Below are 18,702 nucleotides of genomic sequence, written 5' to 3'. Positions count from 1 at the left end.
CTGCCATGAAGTACAACAAGACCCTGGCACTGATTCCTGCAATTTTGCTGGCCGCCTGCGGCGGTGGCGACAAACAGACCATTGACGAAAAGCCCAGCCCCGGCTCGATGGTCTATTCCTTCCCGATGGACGGGCAAGCTGACGTCAGCCCGAAAGCCGACATTGTGCTGCGTTTCTCTCATGCGATTACCGATGATAATGCGGCTTTGCAGAACAAGATTCGCCTCGAGAGTGGCGGCCAGCCCCAGCCATTTACGGTAGCAAGGATCGATAGCGGCAAAAGCCTGAAGCTTGAGCCCGCTACGCCACTCGCGACCGGCGAGGAGTTCACCGTAACCTTCCAGGAGCCACTGGCAGCGGAAGGCGATCGCCAGATTACCACGCCAAACGCTACCGGTGAGGAAGGCGTCCAGTTCACAACCCGAGGATCGTATTCCGGGGTAGCCGAACTGGCCGGAACCGACAACTCTTTTGGCATTTCCTGGAAAATCCCCGCCGATGATGAGACAGCCAAGGACAACCTGTTTCACGCAATGAACTTCTCGACGTTCCGGTTTGCCATGACACAACCGCTGCACCCGCAATGGCAGGCACTCGGCGGCAGCATTAAACTGCTGGACGCCAATGGCGCAGAAGTTCCGGCAACGGTACTGGTCAAAGGGAACCGCATTACGGTCGACCCCTGCGTGACCCCTGAAGCGCCCCAGTGCGGCAGTAAACAAGACATTCTCAATGCCGGCGAAACCTACACGCTGCAGCTGACCAACCTCGCCAGCCTGACGGACACCCGTGAAGAGAACCGCTTCACCGACGAGTTTACCTTCACCCCGAGAGACACCGGGCCAACGGTCGTACTGCAACAAACCGCCGTAGATTCCGGCAATGGCGAGCTGACCTCCGTGCTCAACGGCCAGGCCCTCAATGCCGTCACGTTAAACTCCGTGCTGCAGGGCAAGGCGGGGCCGTCCCAGCAAACGGGTGACCTGTTTGCCGAGCTTGCCTACGCCCCGGCGTTTGAAGCCGATGAAGCCTTGCCCCTGCGAATTCCAAAAGGCAGCGTGCTCGAAAGCACCAGCCTGAACGTACTGGTGGGTGGCAAGGTGCAGGTTCTGGATGCCGCAACCGGCGAGGATCAGCAGACCGGCACCATCAAAGTGACCATGCTTTCGGATGCCTCCGGTTACATGAGCCCGAACCAGTACACCGACGATATGAGCGCCCCGCGCCATATCACGCTGTTCATGGACGTCTCCATGAATACCGAAGATGCCCAGCCCAACGCGGCGCTTTCCCAGGATCTGATGGGAGTGGAACTCAGGGGCATTGCCCTGGTTCGGGATGGCGTGCTCACCATCGATGCCATTGGTATGGTGGAACCAAACCTGCTGGGCCAGGAATACACCGATTCGACCATTGCCTTTCATCTGCAGGCCGAAACCGATGCCGATTCGGCACTCGACGCAGAAAACCTTCGGGAGCTGGATGCCACACCACCGAGCCTGGTGAGCTGGATGCCCGGGCCGGATAATGCGATTCCCGCGACCCGGCAGTCGATGCAGCGGCCAGGCGATCCAATCATTCTGTTCTTTGATGAGCCGCTTGATCCAGAGTCCATCCAGACTGGCATTACGGTGTCGGAAAATGGCAGCCCGATCGACGTTCAGTATGCTATAGACGGCACCACGGTAACCCTGAACAAAGCCGGCGGTCTGGAACATGGCAAAACCTATGAGGTGAGCGTCAACGGCTTATCCGATCTGGCCGGGAATGTCGTCGCCCTCGATACGCTGACCTTCTCGCTGGATCCCACCGACGGCAATAACGTTGAGGTTCGCCCGCCACTGGCACTTACTACCTATCCCGGTTTCCCCTGCGAAACGAATCATAGTGCACTAGACCTTGCCAATGGTGTGCTTGGCCATTGCTATGACGTGAGGGGCGACGCCTATAACGGAGGGCGGGCAGCGACAGTGGACACCATGCCGGTCAGTGAAATGCCGGCGGATCGGCCCATCACCGTGGTTTTCTCAAAATCGATGGATATCGACTCCTTTATTCTCGGCCAGACCTTCGCCGTTGAGAAAGTGACTCAGTCCGGTATCGGCGCTGGAACTGTGAGCGTTGTCGAGAGCGTGCCCGGACGGCTAGAGAAAAACACTCAGCGGGTGCGGTTCTTTCCGGATCAACCCTGGGAACCCGGTGCTCACTATCGTTATACCCTGGAATCCTCAGAGAGCTCGGGCGCCTGCTCGGCCGGGAGCTACAGCGCAATCTGCGACACCGACGGCCTGGCTCTGAAAACGGATCTGCTCGAGGGCCTTAACGACCCGGATGGTGGAAATGATCCGCTGGTGATCTATTTTACGGCCACAGAAGCGGTCTCGACGGTATTCACACCGCTGAGGAACCTTCCCATTCGCGATACCAACTCGAACTTCCTGATTGACTGCAACCCCTATGACAGCAGCAAGGGTAACCGGGCATTTGAGAATACCGACGACTGCCTCGAGCCGTTTGCCCATGAAGGCAGTGATGCGGAGGGATGGGCTCCCTCTGCCAACGCAACCAAGCTGGCCGTTCGCAATCAAACAGCTCAAGCCAGTGCACTTGCCGGTGGTAATGTACCGGCGCAGGTCGGTTGTGACGCCGGCGAAGGGGTCTCCTGCCCTCGCAGCAAGTTCATTTACCAGACCTACGCCCTGAACACCGAGGTAAAAGGCCCCGGCACCTATGATCCTGACCCAACCGTTGAAGGTGATGAGATCGAGGGCATTCTTGTGGATCTTTATCCAACACTGCTCGCAACCAGCTCCATCAGCGTTTTCACCAAGATTAAATTGATAAAACTCATCCCGCTGCAGGAAGAGACAGTGACAAACACCCAGGTTCTCAGGATGCGTTACGCGAAAGATGATCCTTCGTGCACCGGTAGCAACTGCGCACGCAACTCACTCATTCCCGGGGTGATCGCTGAAGGCGACAATGGTCAGCCAGTGTTCATCACCAAAGCGGACCTGCTGCTGGACGCTCCGGACATGGTCATTCCACTGGGCGGCACCCATGATCTCTATGGGCGGCCATTCACTCTCGACCTCAAAGGAGACATCACCTTCTTTGATGACGGGCGTATGCAGATCGAGCAACGTAATGTGAATTTTGTTGGCAATGCGGATGAACTTCTGGTGACAGCCAACACGGCGGGAATCTCTCAGATCGGCCTGGTAACCATCAAGTTACCGCTGGAAATTCCGGTGGGCGGCACCTACCTCAACTTCATCTCCAACCCGGTAAAAGACCTGCCGGCACAGTACGACTAAACAGCGGTTAACTCAGGTCTATCGCTCTCAGGCCAGTCTTCGGACTGGCCTTTTTTATGGGCCTTTCCGGGCCAGAATCACAATCGGTTTGTCATTCCGAACGCTTTTCCTGATAATCTGGTTGCAATATGAAACCCAACAACAAGAATTCCGGGAGAGCCCGTATGCAAAACGGCGTCCATTACCGCACCTGTCATCTTTGTGAAGCCATGTGTGGCGTTGCCATTGAAGTCGACAACGGCAACATCCTGTCCATCAAAGGTGACGACAAGGACCCGCTGAGCAAGGGCCATATCTGCCCGAAGGCCGTTGCGCTCCAGGACCTGCATGAGGATCCCGACCGGCTCAAGAAACCCATACGCAAGACCGACCAGGGCTGGGAAGAGCTGTCCTGGAACGAGGCCTTCGATCTGGTGGCCGAAAAGCTTCACGGCATCCGCCAGACCTATGGCCGGAACAGCATCGGGGTCTACCAGGGCAATCCGAACGTGCATAACCATGGCGCGCTGATGACCAGCATGCCGTTTTTGCGGGCCATTGGTACCCAGAACCGCTTTTCGGCCACCTCCAACGACCAGTTACCCCATATGCTGGCCAGTCTTGAAATGTTCGGTCATCAAATTCTGTTTCCGATCCCGGACATAGACCACACCGACCTGTTCATTTGCATTGGCGGCAACCCGATGGCTTCCAATGGCAGCCTGATGACGGTGCCGGATATTCGGGGTCGCCTGAAAGCGCTTCGACAGCGGGGCGGGCAACTGGTGGTTATCGACCCCAGGCGCACCGAGACCGCGCGCCTTGCCGATCAGTTCCATTTTATCCGGCCGGGCACCGACGCCTTTCTGCTGATGGCGATGATACACACGCTGTTCGCTGAGGACCTGGTGGACGCCGGGGCCGCCGAGCGGCTGGTGAAAGACGTAGACCTGCTGAGGCTGGCCGCCCTGGGCTTTACTCCCGAGGCGGTGGCAAGCCACACCGGAATTGAAGCCGAAGCCATCCGGGAGCTGGCGCGACAGCTGGCCAATACGCCCAGGGCGGCCCTGTACTCCCGGATGGGCACCAGTACCCAGGCCTTCGGCGGCACCACCACGTGGCTGGCCTACTGCCTTAATGTTCTGACGGGCAAGCTGGATGTCCCCGGCGGTGTGTTGTTTACCCAGCCAGCCGTGGATCTCGTAGCCCTGGGCGCCATGTCCGGGCAACAAGGCCACTTCGGCAAACGACACAGCCGGGTTCGCGGCTTGCCAGAGTTTGCCGGGGAATACCCGGCCAGCACCATGGCGGATGAGATACTCACGCCGGGCGAAGGCCAGGTTCGTGCATTCGTGACGGTGGCCGGCAATCCGGTACTCTCGAGCCCTAACGGAGAGCGCCTGGATCAGGCTCTTGAAGGCCTCGATTTCATGGTGTCGGTGGACTACTACCTGAACGAAACCACCCGCCATGCCGATATTATTTTGCCCCCGACCGCCGCGCTCGAACGCAGCCATTATGATCTGATTTTCAGCCAGTTTGCTGTGCGCAACGTGGCCAAATACAGTGAAGCCCTGTTTCCGGCAGCAGACGATGCCCGGCATGACTGGCAGATATTGCTGGAGCTGGCCCACCGGCTTGAGAAACAACGCAAAGGCGGCCGACTGCCTCTGCGCTCGGAGCTCGGCTGGAAGGCCTTCAAGACCCTGGGGCCAGACCCCATCCTAGACATGCTCCTGCGCTCCGGCCCATACGGCGCTGATGCGGGGCCCGTGCGCCCTCTGGTTCAGACCGCGACCGAGCTTGTTATGGATATTCTGCCAGAGCGGAACCCCCTCCGGGGGCTTGCCCGGCTGAGCCCGCTCAACCGGCGCTGGGACAACCTGCCCAAAGGTCTGTCACTGGCGGCTCTCAAAGAGGCTCCCAGTGGTATCGACCTGGGGCCACTGCAACCCGCCTTGCCGGAAAGACTGTTTACCCGGGATGGTAAAATTCACATGGCTCCCCGGCGCTACCTGTCGGATGTGGAGCGCATGAAAACCGTGCTGGAGGCCGCTCCGGCCGGTGAGCTTCTGCTCATTGGGCGCCGCCATGTCCGCAGCAATAATTCCTGGATGCATAACAGCCGGCGGCTGGTGAAAGGCAAAGACCGCTGTACCTTGCTGATTCATCCCGACGATGCCAGCCAGCGGGGCCTGAAAACGGGTGATCGGGCGAGTGTCTCCGTTGAGAACAGGGAAGTTGCGCTCCCGGTTGAAGTCACTGACGACATCATGCCGGGGGTGGTCTCGATACCGCACGGCTGGGGACATCATCGGGCCGGTATCCGGCAAACCGTGGCGGCATCTCATGCCGGCGTCAGTATCAACGACTTGCTGGATGACAGCCAGGTTGACCCGGTTTCCGGAACCTCGGTCTTGAACGGCCAGACGGTTAGTGTCAGAGTCTGCCGGTGAGAACTCTAACCGGGCCTGGTCCGGGCTTTAACCGCTAACGGGAGACGAACCATGCCCAGAGGGCTGCAACTGGTCTTTATTATCATCGGGCTGATTGTCATCGGTGTGTTGCTGCTGTACATCTGGCGCCAGTCGCGGCTGTTGTCCGAACAGCGGCTAAGGCAAAAGAAAACCGAAGAGTTCCAGGCCCGGCGACGCGACGAAATGATTGAGAGTATCCGCATTATCGCCATGGCGGTGGAAGAGGATCAGGTTGAATATTCCGAAGCCTGCCTGCGTTTCAAAGGGCTACTGGATTATCTCGATCCGGGCCTGCTGGAGAAACCCCCGTTCCAGGTATTTCAGACAGTGCACGACAAGATTCAGCATATGCCAACACACCGGGCACGAAAGAACACTGACGCGGAGACCATCAAGGCACTGGATAAGGAACGGTTTGCTATCGAACGGCAGTTTTCGGACGAGATCAGGCGTGCGGCCACTGCCTTACGACACCATCGGTTCGACTAGACCTGCAGCTTTGTAACGTTTTGTTACAGGGCGGCGCCCTGTGTGATTGAATTGTTCAGGGAAAACAGGGGCTTTGGGCATCAGCAAAAGCTGACGCGGCACTCATGTATCCCCTATTCCACGACCAGCCTTTCCTTTTCAGCAAGCTTGTCTAAATTTAAATCAGGAGGCCGCTACCACCGCACAGGAGCGGCCTCCGCGTTGTTTTCTCCTGAAAAGTTTGGGCGACTCTGCAACAAGCGGGTAACTTGCCGGCCTCAAAGGCCGGCGTTTTTTTATACGCTGGGGTTCATCATCCCCGCCATCGCCATGATGCTGTCCTTCCGGCTGACCAGCTCGTCAAACTGTTCCTCCACGGCCTGTTTATCCAGCCCGAGCTCGTCGTAAATCGCTTGCGGCACCTCTCCGCCGGCACCCAGGGCAATACCGCGCTCAGTCAGCAACTGCCGCCCCAGCCACAAAAGGCGTGCGTAGACGCTGCAAGGCCCCTGATAAGAGGGGTTTTTCTGATATCGAATGGCCAGATTTACTTCGTCTGGCATACCCCAGTTTTCCATCAATTGCGCCGCAATCTGTTCCCGGGTGATGCCCAGAAGATGATGCTCGATGACGCTGGAGTCGATATCTGGATTCACCTCCAGAGACCGGCAAACCAGGCAGAAATGCGGTGGAAATACTTGCGCCAGCACCAGATGCCCAAAATTGTGTAGCAACCCGGCAAGATAGGCGAGACCGAATAGCGGGCGCTGCCCCCGGGGCATCATGCTCGCGAGGATACCCGCAGACTGAGCCTGCCAGATTGCCTGTTGCCAGTAATCCACATAGCCGTCCGGGTGATCTTTGGGATGCTTCAACGCCCTGCCCAATGCCAGCCCCATGGCGAGATTCATGACCAGGTCGAACCCCAGTACCCGGGAAACCGCGTCGTGCACGGAGCGCACCTGGCCGGCCGCTGCGTAAAAAGAGGACGATGCCCAGCTCACAACCTGGGCCGCCAGGCTGGGATCACTCTCGACCACATCGACCAGATCTCCCATCACCGCATTCGGATTTACCCGCAGATGGATAATGCGCTGGGCGGTCTCCGGCAAAGGTGGCAACTCCAGAGTATCTTCAAGACGCTGCTGAATCCGCAACCCGGTGAACTTTTTAATGGCCGAGTGCAACTGGTCACGATCTGCCGCATGGTTGTCGACATTGACCGAGATCTCCGAGGCTTCAACCGCGAAATCCTGCCGCCCTGCTTTTACGGTCAGGCGCCGAAAGTCTTCGCCCGGCATCACCAGGCCAAGATCCTGCTCGCCGGACTCCAGCGCAACCGCATCAAGCTGATCTACCCGCACATCCACGACCGTTGGCCAACCGGTCAGCGATGGCAGCGCCGGCAACTGCTGAAGGCCGGCCTTTTGCCGGACCCGAACCTGTTCGCGCCGCTGCATCATGCGCAGGTCTCGCCCCAGCGCCTTGTTCAGAGCTTCGAGATCCAGCAGGTCTTCCCGGCGACAAATAGCCTGCAGATTGCCGTCACTGTCACTGAGCAAGACCATTCTTAACCGATGACGGGCATCAATCTGGGTGACATTCCGGAACGATACCCCGGGCGCGTTATCACCAAGTGCCTGCTGTACCACGACAGGAAGTTCCATAGCTTTCTCCGGACCAAATTTAACAATCAGCGTAGATGCATTCTGCAGTCATTCACCCCGTATTAACAGGGCAACATCGGGCCAGGTTGCGGGCCCGGTCAAATTCCCGGCGGTTTACTACACGTCGCCGTAACGGATTTTCTCACCCAGCCAGCGCCGGATGAGCGCTGCGACCCGCTCCGGCTCTTTCATCAAAGCCGGAGCCATTTCCCGGATGGCCTCAATCCACCCTTTATCCCGCTCAAATTCTGCCAGCCGAAATTGCATCAGGCCGGTTTGGCGGGTGCCAAGGACCTCGCCGGGCCCCCGTATTTCCAGATCTTTTTCAGCAATGTAGAAACCATCCTGACTGTCACGAAGTGCCTGTAACCGCGCCTTGCCATTATCCGACAAAGGCGGGTGATACATCAGCACACAGAAACTGGCCTGCTCTCCCCGCCCGACGCGGCCACGCAACTGGTGCAGTTGCGCAAGCCCCAGTCTTTCAGGATTCTCGATAATAATCAGCGAAGCATTCGGTACATCCACGCCGACTTCGATGACGGTGGTGGCAACCAGCAAATCAAGGTCACCATTTTTGAACTCTTCCATCATCTCCGCTTTTTCACGGGCCTTCAGTCGACCATGCACCAGACCGATATTCAGATCGGACAATCGCTCAGCCAACTCTTTAGCCGTCACCTCAGCCGCCTGGCACTGCAATGCCTCGGACTCCTCAATCAGCGTACACACCCAGTAAGCCTGCCGGCCCTCCCGGCAGGCTTTACGTACACGGTCGATGATGTCTTCCCGGCGGTTCTCGGGCAGCACAATGGTTTCAATCGGTTTGCGCCCCGGTGGCAATTCGTCGATAACCGAGGTATCCAGGTCGGCATAGGCACTCATCGCCAGGGTTCGCGGAATGGGTGTTGCGGTCATGATCAACTGGTGCGGCGCCAGGGTGCCACCCACCCCTTTCTCCCGGAGAGCCAGCCGCTGGTGTACACCAAACCGGTGCTGCTCATCGACAATAACCAAAGCGAGACGCTCGAAGCGCACTTCATCCTGAAACAAGGCGTGGGTGCCGATCACAATCTGCGCACTACCCTCAGCAACGGCGGCCAGTGCCTCCTGGCGGGCCTTGCCCTTCACTTTGCCAGACAGCCACGCCAGATTGACCCCGAGCGGCTCAAGCCAGCTGCGGAAGTTCTGATAGTGCTGTTCGGCAAGAATTTCTGTGGGCGCCATCAGGGCAACCTGCGCACCGGCTTCAATGGCCTGAAGCGCCGACAAGGCGGCCACAATGGTTTTACCGGAGCCGACATCGCCCTGCACCAGGCGCAGCATCGGCACCGGCTGGCTCAGATCCTGGCGAACATCCGCCATGACATGGCGCTGAGCCCCGGTGAGGCTGAACGGAAGCTGGTCCAGAAACCGTCGGGCCAGGTCTCCGCCGGGCAATAAAGGCAAGGCATCCCGGGTCTGAATCTGCTCACGCACCTGCAACAGGCTGAGCTGGTGCGCCAGCAACTCCTCCATGACCAGCCTTTGTTGGGCAGGATGTTTGCCCTCCATCAGCAGGTGCACCGGCGCTCCCGCAGGCGGGGAATGCACCAGGCGAACGGCCTCGGTAATGCCTGGCAGTTGATAATCCGCCAGCAACGCCGCAGGCAGCCAGTCCTTGATGGGATAACGGTCAAGATAGCCCAGGGCCTGCTGGCACAACCCCCTTACCCGGGGTTGCTGTATGCCCTCGGTGAGCGGATAAAGCGGTGTCAGGGTTGCCCGGTCGGCCGGCGGCATCGGCGGAGGATTGGCCTGGTATTCGGGATGGTAGAATTCGTAACCGGCCCGCCCCGGCCGCACTTCACCAAAGCAGCGTACCCGCGTTCCCTCAGAAAGCTGGTTCTTCTGGGCAGCATTGAAATGGAAAAACCGCATCACCAGGAAACCGCTATCGTCCCGGAGGGTGACCTGCAGGCTGCGACGACGCCCCATCACCAGATCCGCTTTCATCACCTCACCTTCCACCACCGCACTGTCACCAATTCGCAAGCGCCCCATGGGTACCACGCGGGTGCGGTCCTCGTATCGGTAAGGGAGGTGAAACAGCAGGTCCTGAAGAGACTGGATCCCCAGCCTGGCGAGCTTTTCCGCCAGGGCTTTGCCTACACCCTTGAGCTGGGTTACCGGGATCTCATCCAGTGACGTCATACGGCCCTCAGGCGCTTTCGGCAACCGCCGGTGTTTCGGTTCTGGCTTTTTCGATAACCCGGCACTGACTGGCGGCCAGAGACAAGACGTCGATGGCTTTAGGCCGCGGGAAGGTCACCCGCCAGGCCAGGGCCACGGTGCGGAAAGGCACCGGCGGCGCAAACGGCCGAACAGTGAGAATGTCTTCCTGATACTTGATGGCGGTGGCGGCAGAGAGCGGGAGTACGGTAATCCCCAGGCCCGAGGCCACCATGTGCCGGATCGTTTCCAGCGAACTGCCTTCGGTAACCAGTTGCGGCCGGCCGTTATCGACCCGTTTGGTGATGGCCTCCACCAGCGGCGGGCAGGATTCCAGCACCTGATCACGGAAACAGTGGCCCGGCCCCAACAACAACAGCTGCTCCTTCGCCATCTCTTCAGCGGTAATCTGCTCTTTTTCTGTCAACGGATGGCCGGCAGGCAGAAGCACCACAAACGGCTCGTCATACAGCGGCAGAGTAACAACCTCCGGCTCCTCAAACGGCAACGCAATAATGATCGCATCCAGCTCCGAATGCCGGAGCTTCTGGCGCAGGCTGGCCGTGTAGTTTTCTTCGATAAAGAGCGGCATATCCGGCGCCGCGCGGCGCAGCTCGGGCAACAGATGCGGAAACAGGTAGGGGCCGATGGTGTAGATGGCACCCACCTTCAAGGGGGAGTTGAGCTGGTTCTTGCCGTCCTGGGCCATGTCTTTGATGACCCCCACCTGGTCCAGAACCCGCTGGGACTGCTCAATAATCCGCTGACCAACTTCCGTGACCCGAATACTGCTCTTGCTGCGCTCAAACAGCGGGATGCCGAGCTCATCCTCAAGTTTTTTCACCGCCACACTCAGGGTCGGCTGACTGACATGACAGCGTTCTGCCGCGCGGCCAAAATGCCTTTCCCGGGCAAGGGTAACAACGTATCGTAACTCGGTGAGGGTCATGGTGAGCTCCGGTCAACGTACTCAGGTCGAAGTTTCACTTACTTTATCAGCCAAAGCATAAGGATTGAAATTGTCTATGGCAATGACTGAGGGCAAGCAAGAAACACAAATTCTGGTAGCCGGTTGCGGCAAACTTGGCGGCGATATCGCCACTGCGCTTCTGGACACCGGCCAGGTATACGGGCTACGCCGCAATCCAGACCGTGTTCCCCCCGGCGTAAAAGGCATTGGCGCCGACCTGACCCGCCCGGAAACCCTGGCCGGGCAACTCCCCGGGCATCTGGACGTGGTGATCTACTGCCTGACCCCGTCAAGTTACGACGAACAGGGCTACCACGACGCCTACGTAACCGGCCTGGAAAATCTGCTTCACGCCGTGGGCGACCAGCCGCTGAAGCGCCTGATATTCATCAGCAGTACAAGCGTGTTCGCCCAGAACGATGACAGCTGGGTAGACGAAAACAGCCCGACCGAACCTGACCGTTTTTCCGGGCAGCAGATCCTGCAGGGTGAGGCGACGGCCCTGGCCAGCCCGCATCCGGCTACGGTTGTGCGCTACAGCGGCATTTACGGCCCCAGTCGTCAGCGCTTTCTGGAAGAAGTCCTGGAAGGCCGGATGAATCCGTTGCCACCGGCGCCTTTCAGCAATCGGATACACGAAGTGGACGCGGCCCGGGTTATCGCCTGGCTAACGGAAAAAACGCTCGCAAATGACAAACTGGCGGAACTTTACGTGGCCAGTGACTGCGAGCCGGTGCGGCTGGATAAGGTTGTGGAGTGGGTGCGCACCCAAGTGCCCTGTAAAGCCCCCGTCGAGGGTGCCCGCAAAGGGGGCAGGGCCGGGAGCAAGCGATGCAGCAATCGAAAACTGCTGGAGAGTGGTTTCTCTTTCCGGTACCCCGATTATCAGGCGGGGTACCGAGAAATGATCAGCCAGCTTCAGAGGCCTAGCTGAGCACCATGACGGCTTCCATTTCAACCGGCACACCTTTGGGCAGCGCTGCTACGCCCACGGCAGCGCGGGCCGGGTAGGGTTCCTGGAAATACGTCGCCATGATTTCATTCACGGTCGCAAAATTGGCGAGGTCGGTCATGTAAATGTTCAGCTTGACGATATCCTTGAGCTCGCCACCGGCCGCTTCACAAACGGCTTTGAGGTTTTCAAACACCTGGCGGGTCTTGGCGGCAAAATCGCCCGCCACCACTTCCATGCTTTCCGGGTCCAGCGGAATCTGGCCAGACAGATACACGGTATCTCCGGCTTTAACTGCCTGAGAATAGGTACCAATCGCCTGCGGGGCGTTTTCAGTCTGGATAACAGATTTGTTGGTCATGGCCTGCAATTTCCTCTTTTGCAAAACGCCAATCGTCACCTCTGGATACGGCGACTGTCAACCACGTAAGCAGGCTCAGTGCTTGACCCGGCTGATGTGGGTAACCGCCCGAATGTTACGAACCCGCCGCATCACTCGCGCCAGATGCTTGCGGCCATGGACGTGAACAACCAGGCTGACAATACCGAATCGGGCATTCTGGTCTTCTACATTGATGCGCTCTATGTTGCCGTCAGCCATGGCAACCGCATTGGCCATTTCGGCGATAACGCCACGCTGGCGCTCCAGTTCAACCCTCAACTCCACGGAAAACTCGTCGGTGATGTCCTTGGCCCATTTCAAGTGCGTCAGCCGTGCCCTGCCCTCGCCGTCCTCCGGCAGGCGGGAACAGGTATCGGAATGGATCACCATGCCGTTGCCGGAATCCATAACACCGACCACCGGATCCCCCGGAATGGGCTTGCAGCAATTGGCGAACCGGACCAGTAGCCCCTCCGTACCGCGGATGGTCACGGCGCCCTGTTTGTCGCTCGGCGCATTCTCCAGATTGGCAGGCGCATCCAGTACTTCGTTGCCGGATACCAACTGGCGCGCGACCAGATAGGCCATGCGGTTGCCCAACCCGATGTCGCTGATCAGGTCATCGAAGCTATTGACCTGATTGTGATTAACCACAGCCTGTTTCTGGGCATCGCTGATATCGGAGAGTCCCGTGCCAAACCCTTTCAGGGAGCGTTTGAGCAGTGTCCGCCCCAGCTCCATGGACTCGGCCCGCTTACGGGTCTTGAGCACATGGCGAATGCTGCTCCGGGCCTTGCCCGTCACCACAAAACTCAACCACGCCGGGTTGGGGCGTGCGCCGGGAGCGGTGATAATTTCCACGGTTTGCCCGCTTTGCAGGGGCTGGCTCAATGAAGCCAGATTGCGATTGACCCGGCAGGCAACTGCGGCGTTACCGATATCGGTATGAATGGCATAGGCAAAATCCACCGGCGTAGCCCCGCTGGGCAACTCCATGATGCGGCCCCGCGGCGTGAACACGTAAATCTCATCGGGGAACAGGTCTACTTTTACGTGCTCAATGAACTCCATGGAGTCGTCTGCGCGCTCGCGCATTTCCATAAGCCCCTGCACCCAGCGGTCGACCCTCGACTGATTAACCGTGGTAACACCAGAGGCTTCGTTCTTGTACATCCAATGCGCCGCAATCCCGTTGTTGGCGATGTGCTCCATCTCTTCGGTGCGGATCTGGATTTCGATATTGACGTGCATACCAAACAAGGTGGTATGAATGGACTGGTAGCCATTGGCCTTGGGCATGGCAATGTAGTCCTTGAACCTGCCCGGCAACGGCTTGTACAGACTGTGCACGGCTCCGAGAATGCGGTAGCAGTCGTCCTCGGTATCGGTGATGATCCGGAAGGCGTAGACGTCCATGATTTCATGGAAAGATTTCTGCTTGAATTTCATCTTGTTGTAGATGGAATTCAGGTGTTTTTCCCGCCCCAGAATGCGCCCAGGCAAGCCCCGCTCTTCCAGTTTCTCCTGAAGCTTGCCCCGGATGTCCTCGATGATTTCACGGTGGCTCCCCCGCAGCTTTTCCACCGCCTTGGAGATGTATTTCGAGCGCATGGGGTAAAGCGAAGAGAACCCCAGATCCTCAAGCTCGGTGCAGATCGAGTGCATCCCCAGGCGGTTGGCAATCGGCGCGTAGATATCCAGGGTTTCGGTGGCAATACGAAGGCGTTTCTCGTAGGGCATGGGGCCAAGGGTGCGCATGTTATGCAGCCGGTCGGCCAGCTTGACCAGAATCACCCGGATATCCTTGGCCATGGCCAGGGTCATCTTCTGGAAATTCTCGGCCTGGGCCTCGGCCCGGGAACGGAATTCGATCTGGGTCAGCTTGGAAACCCCGTCGACCAGTTCGGCCACATCATCACCAAACTGCTCCGCCAACGCATCTTTGGGAATCCCGGTGTCCTCAATGACATCGTGAAGCATGGCCGCCATCAAACTCTGATGGTCAAGCCGGAGATCCGCCAGAATACCGGCCACAGCCAGAGGGTGGGTAATGTACCGGTCACCACTTTTGCGCATCTGGCCTTCATGCGCCTGCTCGGCGTAATAATAGGCCCGGCGCACCTGATTGATGCGATTGGTGTCCAGGTAGGAACCAAGCGCTCCGGCCAGTTCTTCTACTGATGCCTCTGCTACGACCACCGCGCCTCCGTTATGTTTGCATTCACCAGAGACAAAAAAGCCCGAATGCGTGCATCCGGGCTTTTTTCGTCCTTCCTGGCAGATTCTACACTTACACTATAAAACTGCAGAGGAAGATTTCAATGCTTTGCGCTCGCCGACAGGTACTTTTACTCACCGACGGCAAATCCGAGGCTCTTAATCTTCCTCTTCTTCCAGCAGAAGATCACGAGAAACATGGCCTTCTGCAATCTCGCGCAGCGCAATCACGGTCGGCTTGTCGTTCTCCTCCGGCACTGTCGGCTCTGCCCCTTTGGTGGCAATCTGGCGGGCGCGCTTGGTGGCCAGCATAACCAGCTGAAAGCGGTTATCTACGTTTTCCAGACAATCTTCAACGGTAACTCGTGCCATTATCTTCCCCGAAAAAAAAAGAATCACTGATTTAGCAGACCGCGTAGTTTACTGGCCCCGGTTCAATTTGTATACAGTGGAAACCACCATCAGATGCCTGCTGACAAGCTCTCCAGCAGCGCACCGTGGCGTGCCTGCTGGGTGACCATGCGCAGGCGCTGACTGCGGACAATGGCCAACAAATCTGCCAACGCCTCCGCAAATTCATCATTAACCACCAGGTAATCAAATTCTGCCGCGTGCCGGCATTCCTCCTCGGCCTCCGACAGGCGCCGCTCGATCACTTCGGGCGCATCGGTACCACGCCCGACCAGCCGCTGGCGCAGAATGTCCGCCGAAGGTGGCACGATAAAAATGCTCACACACTCAGGAATCAGCCGGCGTACCTGTTCGGCGCCCTGCCAATCGATTTCCAGAATAACGTCCCGCCCCGTCCGCAGGGTTTCACGTACCCAGACCTGCGAGGTGCCGTAATAGTTGCCAAAGACATCGGCGTGTTCGAGGAAATCGCCCCGGACAATCATGGCTTCGAACTCGTCCCGGTTCACGAAGTGGTAATTCACTCCGTTCTGTTCACCCTCCCGCATCGGCCGGGTGGTATGAGAGACCGACACCCCCAGCAAGGCATCCTTGCGGAGCATTTCCGACACAAGGCTGGTTTTGCCCGCACCCGAGGGAGCGGAAATCACGAACAGAGTACCCTGCCCACCGGCCTGACTCATGGCTTGATGACTCCTGAAAGCAGTTTGCGGCCAACACAGATGGCCAGAAAACGGCGAATTATACGGGGTTTGACTTACCTCCGCATCCCGCCCCTCCGTAACTGTTAGTATTACGCGAAATACCCCCAGCAAACGGATACCGCCATGGAAAAACTTCTGATCATCATGGACAACCACCACAAGCACCAGATGGCGCTGACCCGCGGTGTGGGACTGGCCCGGGCAACCGGGGCCTCCGTCGAGGTGGTGGCATTCGTGCATGAGTACCTGGACGCCCTCCCCGGCGACCCGGAGGTGCAGAGAAGAGCCCGCCAGGCGCTGCTGGAACATCGCCAGAAGTGGCTCGAGCAGATGCTGGCACTGACCGACTGCACCGACCTGACGATTAACGCCCGAACGGTCTGGGAAAAACAGATTCACTTGTGGGTGGCCGCCGAATGCGGGAAAACAAACATCGGCGCGGTGGTCAAGACCGGTAACCGCTCGGAAACCTTCCTGTACACACCAACAGACTGGCACCTGATTCGCGAGTGCCCGGCGCCGGTCATGCTGGTGGCTGAAAAAAAATGGAACAAGGCCCACCCCATCCTGGCGGCCGTGGACCTGAGTTCAGACAAAGCGACCAAAAAAGCACTGAACACTCGCGTTATTAACCAGGCCTGGCACCTGGCAAAAGCGCTGGGCACCGAGCTGCACCTGGTGCACGCCCTGCACACATCCGTGCTGTTGGCAGACCTGGACATCATCGACCCGGTGAGCCATGCCCAAAAGCGTAAGGCCGCCCTGAAACCTCAGATTGAGCATCTGTGCAACACCTGGCATCTGACACCGGAACAGGTTCATATCGAAAGTGGCCCGGCGCAGAAGATCATTCCCAGCATCGCCAACAAAATCAAAGCCGACATGGTGGTGATGGGCACGACCGGCAAGACCGGTCTTGCCGCCAGGGTCATCGGCAACACGGCCGAAAAGGTGCTGACTCACCTGCGGACAGACCTCCTGACGATCACGCCCGCCGAGTAATCAGAACAGGGCGCTCAGTTCACCTGAGGCCCGGCGCGGGCCAAAGGGCCGGGGCAACCCGGCCTGGTGGCATCACTCCAGATTCTGCACCTGCTCGCGCATCTGCTCGATCAACACTTTCAGATCCACCGCGGAACGGGTAACAGACGCATCGATGCTTTTACTGCTGAGTGTATTCGCTTCGCGGTTGAGCTCCTGCATCAGGAAATCCAGGCGCCGGCCAATGGCGTCGCCGTTTTTCAGGGTATCGGCCACCTCACCAATGTGAGCATCCAACCGATCCAGTTCCTCGGCCACATCACTCTTCTGGGCCAGCATGACCATCTCCTGGGCCACCCGCTCGGGGTCCAGCTCCACTTTTGCTTTCTCGAACCGGTCTCTCAGGTTCTGCTCCTGGGCTGCCAGCAAGGTCGGCATATTCCCGCGCACCTCGGCAACCAGCTTGCTCATGGTGGCCAGACGATCCTCGAACAACGGTCGCAGACGCTCGCCCTCCCGCTCGCGGACCCGAGTCAGCTCGGAAACTGTCGCGGCGAATAATTCCGAGGCAGCCTCTTTGGCGGCGCTGTAATCCTTCTCTGGCAGGGACATCACTCCAGGCCAGCGCAAAATGTCGAGCGCATTGATGTGCGCCGGGTTATCTAACATCCGGTTGATATGGTTCGCGGCCTCGTTCACCGCCTTTGCCATATCATCGTTAATCTCGAAGCTGTGATCCTCGCTCTCGGCTGCTTGCAGGCGCATGGAGATATCCACCTTGCCCCGTTTCAGGCCCTGGTTTCTCAACTCCTCGCGAAAGCCGGTTTCAAGCTCGCGCAAAGCCTCCGGCAAACGGAAAGACGGTTCCAGATAGCGATGGTTAACCGTGCGGATCTCACAGGTGAGCGTACCCCAGTCACTCTGGGTATCCTTGCGGGCAAAAGCAGTCATACTGCGGATCATAGTGGCTCCAGTGTCCAACAACAGAGGCTTGAGTCTAACAGGCAAACGCCCGGGGCGGCGAACCCGATCAGGCGAGCCCCACCCTGACCGCCTCCGCCGCCCGGCGTGTTATACTCGGGCACCTTTCATTGTTACCGACCGGCACGGGCCGGACATTCATTCGAGAAAACAGGACACACTATGCGACCCAGCGGCAGAACGCCCGAGCAACCCAGAAACGTCCGCATTACCCGCAACTACACACGCCACGCCGAAGGCTCGGTGCTGGTGGAATTTGGCGATACCAAGGTTATCTGTACGGCCTCGGTGGAAAACAAAGTGCCGCCTTTTCTGCGCGGTGAGGGCAAAGGCTGGATTACCGCCGAGTACGGTATGCTGCCCCGCTCCACCGGCAGCCGGATGGGCCGTGAAGCCGCCCGGGGCAAACAGGGCGGGCGCACCGTGGAAATCCAGCGCCTGATCGGTCGCAGCCTGCGCGCCGCTGTCGATCTGGAAGCGCTGGGCGAGCACACCATTACCATCGATTGCGACGTCATCCAGGCCGATGGCGGCACCCGCACCGCCGCGATTACCGGTGGCTGTGTGGCTCTGGTAGACGCTCTGAATCACCTTGTAAACGAAAAACGCCTGAAGAAATCTCCACTGAAGCAGATGATTGCGGCCATTTCCGTGGGCGTATTCAAAGGCACTCCGGTGGCCGATCTGGACTACCCGGAAGACTCTGAAGCCGAAACCGACATGAACGTGATCATGACCGACAAGGGCGGCTTTATTGAAATCCAGGGCACGGCCGAAGGTGCGCCGTTCGAGCAGTCAGAGTTGGACAGCATGCTGGTGCTGGCGAGAAAAGCGATTAACGAACTGTTTGAAATTCAGAAGGCGGCTTTGGCTGAGTAAGCCGACCGCGTGCCCGGAGGGGAATGCCTTTCCGGGACACGCTACAAGCACATCCATGTGCGCTCGACTCCGGCCGTCCCTGGCCGGAGACGGTCCCGGAAAGGCA

The 18,702-nt window shown here is 58.5% G+C and carries 14 protein-coding genes; 6 read left to right on the top strand and 8 right to left on the bottom strand.

Annotated features, from left to right (window positions below):
* The first annotated feature begins 5 nt into the window (after nt 1–5).
* From ACP2AU_RS06375 to ACP2AU_RS06365, 3 genes are all read left to right on the top strand, one after another.
* Complete coding sequence (locus tag ACP2AU_RS06375; RefSeq protein ID WP_426375275.1) at nt 6–3,317, top strand: Ig-like domain-containing protein; 3,312 nt, start codon at nt 6–8, stop codon at nt 3,315–3,317.
* A 164-nt stretch (nt 3,318–3,481) separates the two neighbouring features.
* Nucleotides 3,482–5,752 carry a molybdopterin oxidoreductase family protein gene (locus ACP2AU_RS06370; RefSeq protein WP_426375274.1) on the top strand — a complete coding sequence of 757 codons (2,271 nt, stop codon included), beginning with the start codon at nt 3,482–3,484 and terminating at the stop codon, nt 5,750–5,752.
* Nucleotides 5,753–5,803: 51 nt separating this feature from the next.
* Nucleotides 5,804–6,262 (top strand): DUF2489 domain-containing protein, encoded by a 459-nt coding sequence (locus ACP2AU_RS06365; protein WP_426375273.1) that lies wholly within the window; start codon nt 5,804–5,806, stop codon nt 6,260–6,262.
* A 275-nt stretch (nt 6,263–6,537) separates the two neighbouring features.
* Here the strand turns inward: ACP2AU_RS06365 and ACP2AU_RS06360 are convergent, their stop codons facing one another.
* The 3 genes from ACP2AU_RS06360 to ACP2AU_RS06350 all read right to left on the bottom strand — a co-directional run bounded on the left by ACP2AU_RS06360 (nt 6,538) and on the right by ACP2AU_RS06350 (nt 11,068).
* Complete coding sequence (locus tag ACP2AU_RS06360) at nt 6,538–7,908, bottom strand: HDOD domain-containing protein (protein ID WP_426375272.1); 1,371 nt, start codon at nt 7,906–7,908, stop codon at nt 6,538–6,540.
* Nucleotides 7,909–8,025: 117 nt separating this feature from the next.
* Nucleotides 8,026–10,101, bottom strand: a complete 2,076-nt coding sequence (gene recG / locus ACP2AU_RS06355) for an ATP-dependent DNA helicase RecG (RefSeq protein ID WP_426375271.1) — start codon at nt 10,099–10,101, stop codon at nt 8,026–8,028.
* A gap of 7 nt (nt 10,102–10,108) precedes the next feature.
* Nucleotides 10,109–11,068, bottom strand: a complete 960-nt coding sequence (locus tag ACP2AU_RS06350; RefSeq protein ID WP_426375270.1) for a hydrogen peroxide-inducible genes activator — start codon at nt 11,066–11,068, stop codon at nt 10,109–10,111.
* Between the two features lie 76 nt (nt 11,069–11,144).
* Here ACP2AU_RS06350 and ACP2AU_RS06345 point away from each other — a divergent pair, with 76 nt between their 5' ends.
* The gene (locus tag ACP2AU_RS06345; RefSeq protein WP_426375269.1) at nt 11,145–12,023 is read left to right on the top strand and encodes an NAD-dependent epimerase/dehydratase family protein; all 879 of its coding nucleotides are present in this window, start codon (nt 11,145–11,147) and stop codon (nt 12,021–12,023) included.
* On the opposite strand, the gene ACP2AU_RS06340 is transcribed toward ACP2AU_RS06345, so the two are convergent.
* The 4 genes from ACP2AU_RS06340 to gmk form a co-directional block, all read right to left on the bottom strand.
* Nucleotides 12,016–12,402, bottom strand: a complete 387-nt coding sequence (locus ACP2AU_RS06340; protein WP_426375268.1) for a RidA family protein — start codon at nt 12,400–12,402, stop codon at nt 12,016–12,018. The genes ACP2AU_RS06345 and ACP2AU_RS06340 overlap by 8 nt on opposite strands.
* Nucleotides 12,403–12,477: 75 nt before the next feature.
* Nucleotides 12,478–14,622: a RelA/SpoT family protein gene (locus tag ACP2AU_RS06335; RefSeq protein WP_426375267.1), complete on the bottom strand. Its 2,145-nt coding sequence runs from the start codon at nt 14,620–14,622 to the stop codon at nt 12,478–12,480.
* 177 nt (nt 14,623–14,799) lie between these two features.
* Entirely contained in the window at nt 14,800–15,012 is a 213-nt protein-coding gene (gene rpoZ, locus ACP2AU_RS06330; RefSeq protein ID WP_426375266.1) for a DNA-directed RNA polymerase subunit omega, read from the bottom strand.
* Between the two features lie 89 nt (nt 15,013–15,101).
* On the bottom strand, nt 15,102–15,734 hold the full coding sequence (gene gmk / locus ACP2AU_RS06325; protein WP_426375265.1) for a guanylate kinase: 633 nt from the start codon (nt 15,732–15,734) through the stop codon (nt 15,102–15,104).
* Nucleotides 15,735–15,878: 144 nt separating this feature from the next.
* On the opposite strand from gmk, the gene ACP2AU_RS06320 reads away from it, so the two are divergent.
* Nucleotides 15,879–16,757 carry a universal stress protein gene (locus tag ACP2AU_RS06320; protein WP_426375264.1) on the top strand — a complete coding sequence of 293 codons (879 nt, stop codon included), beginning with the start codon at nt 15,879–15,881 and terminating at the stop codon, nt 16,755–16,757.
* Between the two features lie 72 nt (nt 16,758–16,829).
* Here the strand turns inward: ACP2AU_RS06320 and ACP2AU_RS06315 are convergent, their stop codons facing one another.
* Nucleotides 16,830–17,699 (bottom strand): YicC/YloC family endoribonuclease, encoded by an 870-nt coding sequence (locus ACP2AU_RS06315; RefSeq protein WP_426375263.1) that lies wholly within the window; start codon nt 17,697–17,699, stop codon nt 16,830–16,832.
* A 180-nt stretch (nt 17,700–17,879) separates the two neighbouring features.
* Between ACP2AU_RS06315 and rph the strand changes: the two genes are divergently transcribed.
* Nucleotides 17,880–18,596 (top strand): ribonuclease PH, encoded by a 717-nt coding sequence (rph, locus tag ACP2AU_RS06310; protein ID WP_426375262.1) that lies wholly within the window; start codon nt 17,880–17,882, stop codon nt 18,594–18,596.
* The last annotated feature ends 106 nt before the right edge of the window (nt 18,597–18,702 follow it).

Origin of the sequence: Marinobacter sp. VGCF2001 (assembly GCF_049943275.1) — a bacterium.
In the GTDB taxonomy this organism is placed as follows: Bacteria; Pseudomonadota; Gammaproteobacteria; order Pseudomonadales; family Oleiphilaceae; genus Marinobacter.
This window is presented reverse-complemented; position numbering and strand designations above follow the sequence as displayed.